The organism is Tabrizicola sp. T74 (assembly GCF_057219935.1).
This window is the reverse complement of record NZ_JBXVVT010000001.1, coordinates 1,012,492-1,027,696: the sequence shown is the minus strand read 5'-3', so window position 1 is coordinate 1,027,696 and position 15,205 is coordinate 1,012,492. Positions and strand designations below refer to the sequence as shown.

Annotated in this window: 14 protein-coding genes; 4 read left to right on the top strand and 10 right to left on the bottom strand. The window is 67.7% G+C overall.

The features are described from left to right. Positions 1 to 48 precede the first annotated feature (48 nt). The 3 genes from AC2EAL_RS05395 to AC2EAL_RS05385 are packed head-to-tail and all read right to left on the bottom strand — an operon-like array spanning position 49 to position 3,204. Positions 49 to 1,182 carry a Gfo/Idh/MocA family protein gene (locus AC2EAL_RS05395; protein WP_484723140.1) on the bottom strand — a complete coding sequence of 378 codons (1,134 nt, stop codon included), beginning with the start codon at positions 1,180 to 1,182 and terminating at the stop codon, positions 49 to 51. 8 nt (positions 1,183 to 1,190) lie between these two features. Next, positions 1,191 to 2,081 carry a TIM barrel protein gene (locus AC2EAL_RS05390; RefSeq protein WP_484723139.1) on the bottom strand — a complete coding sequence of 297 codons (891 nt, stop codon included), beginning with the start codon at positions 2,079 to 2,081 and terminating at the stop codon, positions 1,191 to 1,193. Positions 2,082 to 2,088: 7 nt separating this feature from the next. Next, the gene (locus AC2EAL_RS05385; protein WP_484723138.1) at positions 2,089 to 3,204 is read right to left on the bottom strand and encodes a Gfo/Idh/MocA family protein; all 1,116 of its coding nucleotides are present in this window, start codon (positions 3,202 to 3,204) and stop codon (positions 2,089 to 2,091) included. 114 nt (positions 3,205 to 3,318) lie between these two features. Here AC2EAL_RS05385 and iolC point away from each other — a divergent pair, with 114 nt between their 5' ends. Genes iolC through AC2EAL_RS05370 form a run of 3 tightly spaced genes read left to right on the top strand, consistent with a single transcriptional unit; the run spans position 3,319 to position 5,981 of the window. Continuing rightward, positions 3,319 to 4,305: a 5-dehydro-2-deoxygluconokinase gene (gene iolC, locus AC2EAL_RS05380; RefSeq protein ID WP_484723137.1), complete on the top strand. Its 987-nt coding sequence runs from the start codon at positions 3,319 to 3,321 to the stop codon at positions 4,303 to 4,305. A 3-nt stretch (positions 4,306 to 4,308) separates the two neighbouring features. Continuing rightward, positions 4,309 to 5,148 carry a 5-deoxy-glucuronate isomerase gene (locus AC2EAL_RS05375; protein ID WP_484723136.1) on the top strand — a complete coding sequence of 280 codons (840 nt, stop codon included), beginning with the start codon at positions 4,309 to 4,311 and terminating at the stop codon, positions 5,146 to 5,148. Beyond that, positions 5,145 to 5,981: a class II fructose-bisphosphate aldolase gene (locus AC2EAL_RS05370; protein ID WP_484723135.1), complete on the top strand. Its 837-nt coding sequence runs from the start codon at positions 5,145 to 5,147 to the stop codon at positions 5,979 to 5,981. Before AC2EAL_RS05375 ends, AC2EAL_RS05370 begins: the two co-directional genes overlap by 4 nt. Before the next feature lie 49 nt (positions 5,982 to 6,030). Here the strand turns inward: AC2EAL_RS05370 and AC2EAL_RS05365 are convergent, their stop codons facing one another. The 3 genes from AC2EAL_RS05365 to AC2EAL_RS05355 are packed head-to-tail and all read right to left on the bottom strand — an operon-like array spanning position 6,031 to position 9,627. After that, complete coding sequence (locus AC2EAL_RS05365; protein WP_484723134.1) at positions 6,031 to 7,074, bottom strand: substrate-binding domain-containing protein; 1,044 nt, start codon at positions 7,072 to 7,074, stop codon at positions 6,031 to 6,033. Between the two features lie 27 nt (positions 7,075 to 7,101). Continuing rightward, positions 7,102 to 8,124 (bottom strand): ABC transporter permease, encoded by a 1,023-nt coding sequence (locus AC2EAL_RS05360; protein WP_484723133.1) that lies wholly within the window; start codon positions 8,122 to 8,124, stop codon positions 7,102 to 7,104. Between the two features lie 9 nt (positions 8,125 to 8,133). After that, positions 8,134 to 9,627, bottom strand: a complete 1,494-nt coding sequence (locus tag AC2EAL_RS05355; protein ID WP_484723132.1) for a sugar ABC transporter ATP-binding protein — start codon at positions 9,625 to 9,627, stop codon at positions 8,134 to 8,136. Between the two features lie 122 nt (positions 9,628 to 9,749). Between AC2EAL_RS05355 and AC2EAL_RS05350 the strand changes: the two genes are divergently transcribed. Beyond that, a complete protein-coding gene (locus AC2EAL_RS05350) occupies positions 9,750 to 10,745 on the top strand; it encodes a LacI family DNA-binding transcriptional regulator (protein ID WP_484723131.1) in 996 nt (331 codons plus the stop codon). Positions 10,746 to 10,820: 75 nt separating this feature from the next. On the opposite strand, the gene gndA is transcribed toward AC2EAL_RS05350, so the two are convergent. The 4 genes from gndA to AC2EAL_RS05330 all read right to left on the bottom strand — a co-directional run bounded on the left by gndA (position 10,821) and on the right by AC2EAL_RS05330 (position 15,136). Continuing rightward, on the bottom strand, positions 10,821 to 12,218 hold the full coding sequence (gndA, locus tag AC2EAL_RS05345; protein ID WP_484723130.1) for an NADP-dependent phosphogluconate dehydrogenase: 1,398 nt from the start codon (positions 12,216 to 12,218) through the stop codon (positions 10,821 to 10,823). Next, positions 12,209 to 13,099 carry an SMP-30/gluconolactonase/LRE family protein gene (locus AC2EAL_RS05340; RefSeq protein ID WP_484723129.1) on the bottom strand — a complete coding sequence of 297 codons (891 nt, stop codon included), beginning with the start codon at positions 13,097 to 13,099 and terminating at the stop codon, positions 12,209 to 12,211. Before AC2EAL_RS05340 ends, gndA begins: the two co-directional genes overlap by 10 nt. Positions 13,100 to 13,160: 61 nt before the next feature. Further along, positions 13,161 to 14,189, bottom strand: a complete 1,029-nt coding sequence (locus AC2EAL_RS05335; protein WP_484723128.1) for an L-idonate 5-dehydrogenase — start codon at positions 14,187 to 14,189, stop codon at positions 13,161 to 13,163. Then, entirely contained in the window at positions 14,186 to 15,136 is a 951-nt protein-coding gene (locus tag AC2EAL_RS05330; RefSeq protein WP_484723127.1) for a 2-hydroxyacid dehydrogenase, read from the bottom strand. The genes AC2EAL_RS05335 and AC2EAL_RS05330 overlap by 4 nt, the downstream gene beginning before the upstream one ends. Between the last annotated feature and the right edge of the window lie 69 nt (positions 15,137 to 15,205).

Genomic DNA, 15,205 nt, shown 5'->3' with positions numbered 1-15,205 from the left:
ACTCCTCGCTGGGGTCACCGAGGAGGAGACGAAGTCGAACGAGGAGGGTCAGCGGAACACCGGCGGGCGGGCGTCGACCCAGGTGCCACCCGCCTTGGCCGAGGCGACAGCAGCGTGGACGGCCGCCATGGAGCGCACCCCGGCGGCGGCGCGCGGGAGGCCGTCGCGGGCTTCGCCCCGGATCGCGTCGGCGAGGTCGCAGTAGATGTTGGCGACGGCCAGCGGGAAGCCCTCGGGGTGCGCGATGGCGACGCGGCTAAGGCGCTTGGCGTCGTCGTAGAGCCCGCCCTCACCCTTTTCCATGATCTGGGTGCGGCCGCCGACGGGCGTGTAGATCAGCTGGTTCGGCTGTTCGGAATGCCAGCGCAGGCCGCCGGTTTCGCCGAAGACCTGGATGTCGAAGCCGTGCTGCCGCCCGATGGCGACCGAGGACGTCCAGAGGCGCCCGACGGTGCCTTTGGCCATGCGGAAGTTGACCATTGCGTCGTCTTCCAGCTGGCGCGAGGCGATCGTGGAGGCGAAGTCGGCGGAGAGCTTTTCGACCTCGTCGTCGCAGATGAAGCTGGCCATGTGGAGCGCGTGGATGCCGCAGTCGGCGAACTGGCCGGAGACGCCGGCCATGGCCGGGTCATAGCGCCAGCGGACGCGGGGGTTGTCGGCGTCAGTCGCGTCGCCGTGGTGGCCGTGGCTGAAGTTGGTGACGACAAGGCGGACGCGGCCGATGTCGCCGTTGCGGACCATGGCGCGGGCCTGGCGGATCATCGGGTAGGCGGAGTAGCAGTAGTTCACCGCGCAGATGCGCCCGGTCTTCTGGGCGATCTTCACGATCTCCTCGCCTTCCTCGACCGTCACGGTCATCGGCTTTTCGCACAGGACGTGGAACCCGGCCTCCAGGAAAGCCTTGGTGATCTGGAAATGCGTCGCATTCGGGGTCGCCACGGTCACCAGGTCACAGCGGTCCGCCCGGTTGCGTTCACCCGCCAGCATCTCTTCCCAATCGCCATAGGCGCGGTCGGCGGCAACGCCCAGACGCTGCGCATATTCGCGCCCGACGTCGGGCCGGTGGTCCAGAGCCCCCGCGACCATCGCGAAATGCCCGTCGGCGAGCGCCCCCAGCCGGTGGGCCGGGCCGATCTGGCTGCCTTCGCCGCCGCCGATCATGCCCCAGTTCAGTTTTGCCATGATGAGCCTCAGAAGCCGATGGAGGAAAGGTAAGCGCGGTTCTTGCGCGCGTCGTCGATGGGGCTGACGTCCAGGGTGGGGTCGCAGTCCTGCTCGACGGTGCACCAGCCTTGATACCCAGCGTCAAGCAGGATCTGGCGGACGGCCGGGAAGTCGACGTCGCCGGTGCCGAGGTTGCAGAAGATGCCCTGGCCGCAGGCGTCGTAGAAGCCGGTGCTTTTGGCGATGACGTCGGCCTTCACGACGGGGTCGATGTCCTTGAAGTGCATGTAGGAGATGCGGCCGATGTGGCGGCGCATGAAGGCCACCGGGTCGAAACCGGCATAGGAGTGGTGGCCGGTGTCGAAGCAGATCTTCAGGATCTTCTCGTCGACCTCGTCGAGGAGCCGTTCAAGTTCCGGTTCGAAGTCGATGAAACCGGCCGCATGGGCGTGGATGCCGACGGTCAGGCCGAATTCCTCGGTCCCGAGGCGGGCGATGGTCGCGATGCGGTCGCGGAAGGCGGTCCATTCGGCCTTGTCCATCTGTTCGGCGGCATCGGCGCGGCCCGCAGTGGGCGCACGGCGGGGGGAGATGGAGTCGATCAGCACCAGGTGCTGCGCGCCGTGGGCGGTCAGCGCGCGGCAGGTGCGCCAGGCGGCGTCGCGGACGTCGTCCCAGGCGGCGGGGTCGTGGAACGGGCGGAAGACGACGCCGCCGATGAGGTCGAGGCCGTTTTCTTCCAGAGCGTCGAACAGGATCGCGGGGTCTTCGGGCATGTAGCCGATGGGGCCAAGCTCGATCCCGGTATAGCCCGCATCGGCGCAGTCCTTCAGGACCTGCCGCCAGGGCGGATTGCGCGGGTCGCCTGCGAATTCGACGCCCCAGGAACAGGGCGCATTGCCGATGCGGATGGTCATTGGGTCCTCATGTGCGGGGAACGGTCAGCCATTGGCGGCTGTCGGACGACTGGAAGGCGGTGTCGACCAGCTGCCAGACGGCAAGCCCGTCGCGGAAGGTGGGCCAGACCGGCTGGCCGGTGTGGATCGCGGTCAGGAAATCCTTGGCCTCGATGATGATCTGGTCCTGATAGCCGGTGCCGTGGCCGGGGCCCTGGCAGAAGGGCAGGTAATCCGGATGCGCCGGACCGGTCAGGATGCGGGTGTAGCCGCGCGTCGCCTCGGGCCCCTCGGCCCGGTACAGCCAGACTGAGTTCTGGTCTTCCTGGTCAAAGCGGATGCCGCCCTTGGTGCCGTGGATTTCATAGGCATAGCCCATCTTCCGGCCTGTCGCCGTGCGGCTGATGTAGAGGTGGCCCATCACACCCGAGGCAAAGCGCAGCATCAGTTGCGCGTGGTCGTCGTTCGTCACCGCCTCGGGTCCCGTTGGGCCGGGACGGGTGGCGTGGATGGTCTCGATCCGGGCGTTCAGTTCGGCCACCGGACCCATCAGCGCCAGCATGCAGTTGATCGGATGCGGGGCAAGGTCGCCCATGCAGCCGTTTGCCCTGTCCTTGGTGCGCCAGGTGGAGGGAAGGCTGGGGTCGGCCAGGAAATCCTCGGTATGTTCACCCCGGAACCAGGTGACGTCGCCGATGGCGCCTTCGGCCAGCAGTTGCCGGACGAACTGGGTTGCGGGGGCGCGGACGTAGTTGAAGCCGATCATGTTCGGCAGACCCGAGGCTTCGGCGGCAGCCACCATCGCCTTGGCGTCTTCCAGCGAGGCGCCGAGTGGCTTTTCGCAGAAGACGGGCTTGCCGGCAGCGAAGGCGGCCTCGGCAATCGCGCGGTGGGTGGATTGGGGCGAGGCGATGACCACGGCCTGCACCTTGGGGTCGGCGACAAGGTCGCGCCAGTCGGCGGTGGCGCGGGCGAAGCCATAGGCCTTGCGGTAGCGTTCGGCGCTGTCGGGGCTGGTCGCGGCGATGACTTCAAGCCGGGGGCGGAGGGGGGTGTCGAACACCGCGCCGACAGCGGACAGGGCCACGGCATGCGCCTTGCCCATATAGCCACCACCGACCAGCCCGATCCCGATCTCTGCCATCGCGCCCCTCCCCGAAGCACATATTGCAACCGGTTGCAAAATCTGTATCCTGACTTCCGAAGGCGCGCAAGTCCCCGCTTGGGGTCCGGTGGCGCGCCGTCGGTGAGGGGCAGCATGGCAGAGCTTGCGCGGTTGCGGGATCGGAATTTTCTGGTGCTTGGCCGCGCCGGGATGGACCTCTATGCCGACCCCCCGGGCACGCGGATGGAGGTGGCGACGCGGTTCGCGGCCCATCTGGGCGGATCGTCGGCCAATATCGCGGTGGCTTTGGTGCGGCAGGGCTGCCGTGCGGCGCTGGTGACGCGGGTGTCGGACGACGCGGTGGGTCGGTTCTGCCTGGCGCAGCTGGACGCCTATGGGGTGGACCGCAGCCATGTGCGGGCGGAGGGCGGCGAGGCGCGCAATTCGCTGGCGGTGGTCGAAACACGTTTGGAGAACTGCCAGTCGGTGATCTATCGCAACGGGGCCGCCGATTTCGCGATGACGGATGCGGATGTCAAGGCGGTGGATTATGCGGCGTTCTCGGCGCTGGTCACCACGGGCACGGTGCTGGCGGCGGAGCCGTCGCGGTCTGCGGCATTCCGGGCCTTTGACCTGGCGCGGGCGGCGGGGCTGCCGCTGATCTTCGATGTCGACTATCGGCCCTATTCCTGGCCTTCGGCGGCGGTTGCGGCCGAGGTCTATTCGCGCGCCGGGGCGATCTGCGACGTGGTCGTGGGCAATGACGTGGAGTTCGGTTTCATGGCTGGGCATGTGGACCGGGGGCTCGACAAGGCGCGCAGCCTAATCGCCGAGGGGGCGCAGATCGTCGTCTACAAGATGGGCGAGAAGGGGGCGGTCACCATCACCCGGGACAGTGAGTTCGCCACAGGCGTCTATCCGACCAAGGCACTGAAGCCGACCGGGGCGGGCGACAGTTTCCTGGGCGCGATGATCGCGGGGCTGGCCGCTGGGCTGCCGGTGCGCGACGCCGTCCTGCGTGGCTCGGCTGCGGCGGCGATGGTCGTGGCGCGGGTGGGCTGTGCGCCGGCGATGCCAACGGGACCAGAGCTTGATGATTTCATGGCCGGACATCCCGGCCCAATCCCCGAAGGGACCTGAAGAATGCACATTCCGCCGCATGACAACCGCAACCGCGCCATCGTCGACATGGCCGATCCGCTGGTGCCGCTGGTCTATTTCAACATCGTGCGGCTGCAGGCGGGGGAGCATTTCGACTATCGCACTCCGGGCTACGAGACCTGCGTGGTCCCGGCGACGGGGACGGTGACGGTGGAGGTGTCGGGCGAGGTCTTTGCCGATATCGGCAACCGGGGGGTCGATGTCTGGGATGGCGAGCCGGAGGGGGTCTATGTGCCATCCGGCACCGGCGTGCGGATCACGGCGCGGACGGCGACGGAGTGTTTCATCGCGGGCGCGCAGTATGGCGAGGCGCTGTCACCCTTTGCGGTGCGGGCACGCGATCTGGACGTGGTGCAGTATGGGTCGGACGACACGAAGACTCACCGCAAGATCAAGCATATCCTGGGGACCAAGTATCACGACCGGGTGGGGCGTCTGCTGGTGAGCGAGCTGTTCACCGTGGGCGCGGGGGGGTGGTCGGGTTTTCCGAGCCACAAGCACGATACCGACCGCTTGCCGGATGAGACGCGGCATGACGAATGCTACAACTTCCGCTTCCGGCCGGATTATGGGTCAGGCATGCAGATGCTGCAGCGGGTGGATAACGAGCCGGGGGATGCCTATCACATCATGAACCGGTCGACGGTGCTGATCGACAAGGGCTATCACCCCTGCTGCGCGCTGCCGGGGTATGAGATGTACTATTTCACCATCCTGGGCGGGCAGTCGCAGCGGAGCCTGAAGCAGTATTTCCAGCCGACCCATGCGGCGCAGGTGCACACGATCCCGGGGATCCTGGACATGGTGGCCAAGTTCAAATGATCGCCACTCTGGCCGAGGTTCTGCAGCCTGCGCTGAAGGGCGGCTATGCGGTGCCGGGGCTGGTCTGCCTGGGCTGGGAGGACGCGCGGGCCTATGTCCGGGCGGCGGAGGCCGAGCGGGCTCCGGTCATCCTGCAGGCGGGCCCGGGGGCGCGGGCGCATATGCCGGTGCGGATCTGGGGGGCGATGTTCCGGGAGCTGGCCGAGGGGGCCTCGGTGCCCGTGGTGGCGCATCTGGACCATGGGCTGACGGTCGAGGACTGCCGGGTGGCCCTGGGCGAGGGGTTTACCTCGGTGATGATCGACGGCTCGGCACTGGCGCTGGAGGAGAACATCGCGCTGACGGCGGAGGTCGCGACACTGGCCCATGCGGCGGGAGCGTCCTGCGAGGGAGAGCTGGGCGTGGTGGGCTATGCCGGGGGGAAGGCCTCGACCGGGACCGACCCAGAGGAGGCGGCTCGGTTCGTGCGCGAGACGGGGGTGGACGCGCTGGCGGTGTCGGTGGGGAACGTGCACCTGCAACAGGGCGCGGGTCAGGGGCTGGATGTGGCGCTGATCCGGCGGATCGAGGCGGTGACGGAGGTCGCTCTCGTCATTCACGGCGGGTCGGGGGTGCCGGTGGAGCAGCGGGCGCTGCTGGCGGCGGGATCGCGGATTGCCAAGTTTAACATCGGGACCGAGCTGCGGATGGCCTTCGGGGCTACGCTACGGGCGGCAGTGGCGAAGGACCCGGGCCGGTTCGACCGGGTCCAGATCCTGCGCGAGACGGAGGATCCGGTGGAAAGAGTTGCTCGGTCGGTGATCCGGGGTTTGAGGGCCTCGGGTCGGGCCTGAGCGGCGCTGGCGAGTGGGGAGGCTCGCCAGCGCCTTCCGTCAAACGGGCTTACTTGCCCCAGATCGCGGCGTAGGCCTCACGGTAGCCGTTGTTCGGATCGAAGGCGTTGCCCTCGGTGCCGGCAAGGGCTTCCTTGGTCACCAGCGCGGGCGCGGTGATGTAGCCCGAGCAGGCCTCACCCTGGATCGCGCGGTTGAGTTCGTCGACCAGCTGCCAGCCTTGCAGGTTCAGCGGTTCGGCCACGGTGACGGCCTGGTATTCGCCATTGCGGATGCGCTGGAAGGCGGCCTCGGAGCCGTCCCCGGCGGACCCGGCCTTGGGCGCGCCATCGCCGGGGATGCCAGCGGCGGCAAGCGAGGGGCCCATGAAGTCAAAGTAGAGGTCGTTGATCGCCAGCGAATGGGTCCAGCTTGCGCCGTACTTCTGCAGCAGCGTGGTGGTCAGCGGGCCCATCCGGGTGGAGGTTTCGGCGATGGGCGTGTCGACGTATTCGAGCACGGTGCCGCCCGCAGCCTCGACCGCGGCCTTCATCCGGTCGGCCTTGTCGATGGCGATCTGGTAGGTCGAGTCGGTGAAGATCACCACGCCCGGCTTGCCGCCCGCATCGTCGATGGCCCATTTCGCGGCCACGTCGGACACGGTCATCGCGTCGGTGGAGACGTTGGCAAAGATGCCGCCCGGCGCGTCGCAGCCGATCTTCGGGCCGGAGTGCCAGGAGACCATCGGGATGCCTGCGGCGGTCACGCCTTCCAGCGCGGCAGCCTGTTCGGCGGCGTCAAAGCCGTTGATGACGATCCCGGCGGGGTTCAGCGCGAGCGCCTGCCCCACGGCGGCAGAGCGGCTTTGCACCGAGCCCGCGCCGTCGAGGACTTTCACTTCCCAGCCGATCTTGGCGGCGGCTTCCTCGATGCCAGTCGTCACGCCCAGGATGCCGCCGTTCTTCAGGTCGGCGGCGAGGACGACGATGGTCTTGCCCTCAGCCGCCTTGGGGCCCGAGGTCGGGCCGTCGAAGGCGTCCTGCGCGAAGGCAGCGCCCGAAAAGGCAAGGGCGGTGCCCGCGAGAAGGGCTTGAAGCAGGGTCCGTTTCAGCATGTGGTTTCCTCCCGTAAGATGCTGTTTTTATTTCGACTTCGCGCCTTTCTTGCGTTGCGCGTAGCCGGCGATGCCGATGGCGATGAGAAGCGTGGTGCCGTTGAACAGGGGCTCCACCCAGAACGACCCGCCGAACTGCTGGATTCCGCTGATGCCGACGGCGAGGATCATCACGCCGACGATGGTGCCCCAGACGTTGACCCGGCCGGGCTTGATGGTGGTGGAGCCAAGGAAGGCCCCGACAAGGGCTGGGAGCAGGAATTCGAGGCCGACGCTCGCCTGCCCGATCCGCAGTTTCGAGGCGAGGAGGACACCGGCCAGCGCGGTCAGCGCGCCGGAGGTCACGAAGGCCCCGATCACGAATTTTCGCGTGGGGATGCCGTTCAGCTCCGCCGCGCGCTGGTTCGCGCCGATAGCGTAGAGGTAGCGGCCGATGGGGGTGTAATCGAGGACGACCCAGAGGATCAGGGTGATCGCGAGGACATAGAAGGCGGTGATCGGCAGGCCGAAGACGAAGGTGCCATTGATCGCGTAGAAGGCGGTGGGAAGCTCACCCACCATCTGGCGACCCCCGGTGTGCCAAAGGGCGATGGAGTAGAGGATCGTCCCGGTGCCAAGCGTGGCGATGAAGCTGTCGATGCGGGCGACTTCGACGAGGAGGCCGTTGAGGGCTCCGACGATGATGCCGAGGATCAGGACGATACAGACCGCGACCGGCCAGGGAATGCCGTAAAGCGTCTGCAGCGAGATGGCGAGGATGTGCCAGAGGACGATGCCGTAGCCCACGGTCAGGTCGATGCGGCCCGCGACCATCGGGATCATCGCGGCCAAGGAGAGAAGCGCGATGATCGCCTTGTCCGACAGGATGGAGCGGAGGTTGAGGAGCGTCGGGAACGTGTTCGGCAGGAGGACCGAGAAGAACAGGATCAGCGCGACCATCAGGATCACAAGGCCGTAGGTCGGCGCGAGGCGGGCGAGTTTTGCGCCCGAGGAGAGGCCGCGGAGTTCGTCCTTGGTGGGCTCGACGGCGTTGGATTCGATACCGGGCATGGGGGACCTTTAGGCGGCTTCACCGGCCGATGCGGCCTGGATCAGGGATTCGGTGGAAAGTTCGACGCCGGTCAGCTCAGTGACGGGCAGGCCGCGCGAAAAGACGATGGCGCGGTGGCAGATGTTGGCGATCTCCTCGAAGTCGGTGGAGACGACGAGGACCCCCATGCCGGAGGCGAGGGCCTGGTAGAGGAGGTGGTAGATCTCGGCCTTGGCACCCACGTCGACGCCTGCGGTCGGGTCTTCGGTGACGAGAAGGCGGCGGCCACTGTCCAGCCAGCGGCCGACGACGACCTTTTGCTGGTTGCCGCCCGACAGCGCCTCGATGGCAAGGGTGGGGTCGTTGGGCGACAGGCCGACGCGTTGGCCGATGGCGCGGGCCATGGCTTCCTCGCGGCCGGCCGACATCAGCGACAGGAGACCGCGCCCGGTGGCGGAGGGGTTGAGGAAGGCGTTCTCGCGGATGGCCATACCGGGGGCGACGCTTTCACCGACGCGGTCGCGGGCGACAAGGCCGATGCCGGAGCGCATGGCGGTCTGGGCGGTGCGGAGGTCCGGTTCCTTGCCGTCGAGGGTGACGCGTCCAGCGTGCGGGATGACGCCGAAAAGCGCCCGCCCGATGTCTTCGTGGCCCGCGCCGCGGAGGCCTGCCAACCCAAGGAGTTCGCCTCGCTTGATCTGGAAGCTGACGGGGCCGACGGCGGGGGTTTTCAGGCTTTGGACGTTCAGGATCGCGGGGCCGTCCTGGACCGGGGGCCGGGCGATTTCGCGCGCCTTGCGGCCGACGATGAGGGAGACGAGCTCCTCGGGCGTGGTGTGGTCGATGGGGCGCATGCCGACCATCTGGCCGTCGCGGAGGACGGCGACGCGGTCGGCGATGCGGAAGATCTCGTCCAGACGATGGGAGACGTAGATCATGCCGACGCCCTTCTGCTTCAGCGGGCGGAGGGCGGAGAAGAGAAGCTCGACCTCGTCGGCGGGGAGGCTGGCGGTGGGCTCGTCGAGGACCAGGAAGTCGCAGTCGGCGGCAAGGGCGCGGGCGATGGCGACGAGGGATTTCTGCGTGCGGGTCAGGCTTGAGACGCGGGCAGTGGCGGGGAATTCGGCCTTGACCAGTTTGAGGGCGTCGTCGGCGCGGGCCTCGGTCGCGGTCCAGTCGATGCGGCCCCCCTTGCGGACGTAGCCGAGGGCGAGGGCGATGTTTTCGGCGACGGACATCCAGTCGATCAGGCCGAGGTCCTGGTGGATGAAGGCGACCTTCTGGCCGCCGGACTTTCCGGCCTCGTGGGTGTAGGGAGTGCCGTCGATCAGCACGCCGCCTTCGTCGGGGCGGTGGATGCCGCCGAGGGTCTTGATGAGGGTCGACTTGCCCGCGCCGTTTTCGCCGAGGAGCGCCACGATCTCACCGCGTGCGACCTTCAGCGACACGCCTTTCAGCGCCTTCGTCCCGCCGAAGGACTTGACGATGCGGTCGAAGAACAGGCCGTCGGACGACGGTTGCATGGCAGACTTCCTCCCTTCCCGGGCGCGCCTGATCTTGCGTCAGGTTTACCGGTAACGTAGCCTAACGTGAGCCTGTGGGGTTTCCGAGTCAAGCAGAAAGTTATCGATAACATGAGTCGCAGATGAAGGCTAATCTGGAGGACATCGCCAAGGCGGCGGGAGTGTCGAAGATGACGGTCAGCCGCGTGTTGCGCGGGGGGACCGGGTTCTCCGACGACACGCGGGACCGGGTGGTCAAGGTCGCGGAAAGATTGGGATATGTCCCGAACAAGCTGGCGGCGGCGTTCGGGTCGTACCAGGCCTCGACGCTGGTGGGCATGTGCGTGCCGAGGCTGACCTCGGGCCTGTTCGCGCATGTGCTGGACGGGGTGGACCGGGCGCTGAGCCGGCTGGGGTATCAGCTGATGATCGGGGCCAACAACCATTCGACGGCGGAGGAAGAGGCCTGGGTCCGCCAGATCGCCAGTTGGCGTCCGGCGGGGCTGATTCTGTCAGGCCGCAACCATACTCCGGCGACGGTGGACCTGTTGCGGCAGGTGGCGGTGCCGGTGGTGGAAATCTGGGACCTGACGACCTCGCCCATCGACATGTCGGTGGGGTTTTCGCACTACGACTGCGGGGTGGAGATGGGGCAGTTCCTGCTGCGAAAGGGGCGGCGGCGGGCGGGCTATGTGGGGGCCTTGGCGCGGGCCGACGTGATGGGACAGGCGCGGCTGGAGGGGTTTCAGGCGGTGCTGGCGCAGGCGGGCGCGCCGCTGGTGGACCGCGAGGTGCTGCTGGACATGCCGGGGTTCTATGCGGGGTATTACGGGCTGGAGACTCTGCTGGCCCGGACGCCCAACCTGGATGTGGTGTACTTCCACAACGACGACATGGCGGTGGGCGGGTTGGCCTATGCCCAGGCGCGCGGCATCCGGGTGCCGGAGGACCTGGGGATCGCCGGTTGGGGGGGCATGGAGGCGGCGTCGATCCTGCCGAAGCGGCTGACGACGACGGTGGTGCCGACGACGGCCATCGGGAAGGCGGCGGCGGAGGCGCTGGTGGCCCGGCTGAAGGGGGAGGCCGGGCAGGAAGTGACGGTGGTGCCCACACGGTTGGTGCCGGGGGAGACGGGGTAGGCGGGGGGCGGAATCTTCAAAGATTCCGCGACGGAGCCTTTAAAGGCTCCGGTCCGATTTCTTTGAAGAAATCGGTTACGCGTGCGCCCAGGGGCCGTGGTGGAGGTCCTTGCCGTCCAGCCGGTCGAACCCGTGCAGGCCGAAGAAATCGCGCTGGCCCTGGATCATGTTCGCCGTCCCCCGCGCGGTGCGCATCGCGTCGAACCAGGCGAGGCCTGCGGACAATGCAGGCAGCGCGTGGCCGTGGAGTGCGGCGGCAGCCACGACCCGGCGAAGGGCGGGGAGGCAGCGCTTGATCTCAGCCGTGAAGCGGGGGGCTAGGATCAGGTTGCGGGCGGGGTCTTCGGTCAGGGCCTGGGCCATGGCGTCGAGCATCGAGGAGCGGATGATGCAGCCCGCGCGCCAGACCCTTGCGATGGCGGGAAGTTGCAGGTCCCAGCCGAAGGACGCTCCGGCAGCGGCGGTCATCGTGAAGCCCTGGGCGTAGCAGAGGATCTTTCCGGCGGTTAGCGCATCCTGCAGGTCGCTGATCGTCACGTCGGGCGTGGGTTCGGGCGCGGGGCCGTAGACGGCCTCACCCACGCGGCGTTCGTCCAGGCGGGCAGAGATGTTGCGGGCGGCGACGGCGGCTTCGATCACCGGGATCGGGGCCGAGAGGTGCTGCGCCTCGATCGCGGTCCAGCGGCCGGTGCCCTTTTGCCCGGCCTTGTCGAGGATGACGTCAAGAAGGGCCGCGCCGGTCAGCGGGTCCTTGGCGGCGGCGACGTCGGCCGAGATTTCAATGAGGTAGCTTTGAAGTACGCCCTTGTTCCAGTCGGCGAAGGTTTCGGCGATCTGGGGGGCGGGAAGGGAAAGGCCGTCGCGCATGATGCCGTAGACCTCGGCGATCATCTGCATGTCGGCGTATTCGATGCCGTTGTGGACGGTCTTGACGAAATGGCCTGCCCCCGCGGGACCCATCCAGTCGGCGCAGGGCTGGTCCTTGTGCTTGGCGGCGATGGCGTGAAGGACCGGGGCGATGCGGTCCCAGTCTTCCCGTGCGCCGCCGCCCATGATCGCGGGGCCGTGGCGGGCGCCTTCCTCGCCGCCCGAGACGCCCATGCCAAGGAAGCGGAACGGCAGGCCTTGGGCGGCGCGGCGGTTGGTGTCGTGGAAGTTGGCGTTGCCAGCGTCGATCACCAGGTCGTCGGGGGAGAGGTGGGGGGTGAGCGCCGTGAGCATGTCATCGACGGCGGGGCCTGCAGGGACCATCAGGATGATGGCTCGCGGCGGCTGGATGGCGGCGACGAGGTCGGCGAAGGTGTCGGTGGGGGTGATGCGGTCGGCCAAGTCCCCTGCCCCGGCCTTGAAGGCGTGGGTGACGCTGGTGGTGCGGTTCCAGACGGCGATGGGGAAGCCCTTCTCGGCGATGTTCAGCGCGAGCGCGGCGCCCATCGTGCCAAGGCCGATCAGGCCGGTGTTGGTCATGGCCATTGGATGCCCTTGCGGTTCAGGATCACGGAATAAAGGCTGGTCGTCGCGGTGATGAACAGCCGGTGCTTGGCGCGGCCGCCGAAGCAGATGTTGGAGACGACCTCGGGGACGAGGATCTTGCCCAGCAGTCGCCCGTCGGGCGCGATGCAATGGACGCCGTCGCCCGCCGAGGACCAGAGATTGCCGTCGCTGTCCACCCGGATGCCATCGGCGCAGCCCTTGTCGATCTGGTGGAAGAGACGGCCGTTGGTCGGGCGGCCTGCCACCATGTCGAAAACTCGGATGTGCTGGGGGTCGGCGTGGAACATGCGGCCGGTGTCGGCGACGTAGAGTTTGCTTTCGTCGGGGCTGAAGGCCAGGCCGTTCGGGCAGTTCATGTCGGTGATGACGGCTTCGATCTTGCCCGAGGGGTCGATTCGATACACCTGGCAGGGGAGTTCCTGGGGCGAGCGGTAGCCTTCGTAGTCGGTGCCGATGCCGTAATGCGGGTCGGTGAACCAGATGGAGCCGTCCTTTGCCACGATCACGTCGTTGGGGCTGTTCAGGGGCTTGCCCTGGTAGCTATCAGCCAAGGTGGTGATCGTCCCGTCCCATTCGGTCCGGGTGACGCTGCGGCTGCCGTGCTGGCAGGAGATCAGCCGCCCCTGCAGGTCGCGGGTGTGGCCGTTGGTGTAGTTCGCGGGCTGGCGGAAAGTGGTCGTGCCGTCCTCGGACCAGCGGACGATGCGGTTGTTCGGGATGTCCGAGAAGAGGAGGCAGCCCTGGTCGCCGAACCAGACCGGGCCTTCCGCCCAGTCGAAGCCGGTGCAAAGGCGTTTGACGGGGGCGTTGTGCAGGACATAGGTCGCGAAGACCGGGTCGTGGATTTCGAAGAAGGACATGTGGGTCTCCTTGGCGCGGGAGTGTGGTCGACCCCGGGCGCGGGGTCAAACCGAAGGTCGGTCAATCGGCGAACACGATCTGCGCTTTCATCGCCTGGGAGCGGTCGGAGGCGAGGCGGAAGGCGTCTTCGGCGCTGGACAGCGGGACGGTGTGGGTGATGAGGGGTTTCACGTCGATCAGGCCCTTTTGCATCAGACCGACGCCCACGGCGAATTCGGGGTGGAAGCGGAAGGAACCGCGGAGGTCGAGTTCCTTGGCGGTGATCGCCATCATCGGGAGCGTCATGTCGCCGCCGAGGCCGAGTTGCAGGATGACGCCTCGGGGGCGAAGGGCGGCAATGCCGCTGGTCAGCGCAGCGGCGACTCCGGTGCATTCGTAAAGGACGTCGAAGTGGCCCTTGTCGGGGGTGTAGGCGCTGAGCGCCTCGGGGTCCTTGGCGGTGTTGATCACTCGGTCGGCGCCGACTTTGGCGGCGAGGGCGAGGGTGAAGTCGGAGAGGTCGGTGGCGACGATCTCGGCAGCGCCAGCGCGGTGGGCGGCGAGGATGGAGAGGACGCCGATGGGGCCGCAGCCGGTGACGAGGACTTTCTTCCCAAGCATGTCCCCGGCGCGGCGGGTGGCGTGGAGCGTGACGGCGAGGGGTTCGGCCATGGCGGCCTCTCCCGCCGTCAGGCCGGTGGCGTCGACGCATTGGGTGGCGTCGGCGATCAGGATTTCGCGGAAGGCGCCCTGGATGTGGGGGAAGGGCATGGCGCTGCCGTAAAAGCGAATGTTGAGGCACTGGTTGGGCAGGCCTTCGAGGCAGAACTTGCAGGTTCCGCAGGGGCGGGAGGGGGAGACGGCGACGAGTTGGCCTTTGGTGAAGGCAGTGGTGCCTGGGTCCTCGACATAGGCGGAAACCTCGTGGCCGAGGATCATCGGTTCCTTCAGCCGCACGGCCCCGAAGCCGCCGTGATTGTAGTAGTGGAGGTCCGAGCCGCAGACGCCGCCGGTGGCAAGGCGCAGGCGGAGTTGGCCGGGGTTGAGGGGGTCGGGCTCGCGGTCCTCGATTCGTAGGTCCTTGGCGGCGTGGATGACGATGGCTTTCACAGCGGCACCGGCGTCACGAGGGGTTGCCCGGCGAAATGGGCGGTCAGGTTGTCGCGCATGAGTTTGCCCATCGCCTTGCGGGTGTCGACGGTGCCCGAGCCATGGTGGGGTTGGAGGAGGACGTTTGGGGCCTTCAGGAAGCGGGGGTTGAGGTTCGGCTCGCTTTCGAAGACGTCAAGCGCGGCCCCGGCGATCTGGCCCTGTTCCAGCGCGTCGAGGAGGGCGGATTCGTCCACGTTCGCGGCGCGGCTGATGTTGATGACGGTGCCGTCGGGGCCGAGCGCTTGCAGAACCTTGGCGTTGACGATGTGGCGGGTCTCGGGCGTCGCGGCGAGGGCGACAAAGAGGTGGTCGCAGTTCCGGGCCAGTTCGACGGCGTCGGGGATGTAGGTCCAGGCCTCCGCCCCCGGTTTGGGGCTGCGGGCGGAGTAGGCGATCTTCATGCCGAAGCCCTCGCAGCGGCGGGCGATGGCGGCTCCGATACGGCCTAAGCCAAGGATGCCCGCGCGGGTGCCGGAGACCTTGCGGGTCAGCGGGAACATACCCTTGGCGGCCCAGTCGCCGGAGCGGACCCACTCTTCCGCCTGGCCCGTGCGGCGGACGAGGGCGAGGAGCATGGCGAGCGCGATGTCGGCCACGTCTTCGGTCAGGACGTCAGGGGTGTTGGAGACCTTGATCCCCCGCGCCCGGCAAGAGGCGAGGTGGACGGCATCGTAGCCGACGCCGAAGACCGAGATCATTTCCAGGTTCGGACAGGCGGCGATCATCGCCTCGCTGGCCCCAAGGTCGCCCCGCGTGGCGATGGCGCGGATCTCGGGGCCGACCGAGGCCAGGAGGGCGTCCTTGTCGGCGGCCTCCCACCAGCGGTGGATCGTATAGGCGGCGTCGAGGGGGGTCTGGTCCCAGTCCGGGTAGGGGCCGACTTGCAGGACATGGGGTTTGGTCATCTTGTCCTCTGCATCCTTGACAGGCCGTGTTATCGATAACATAAACGAGTCGAAACGCGCTTGTCGAGA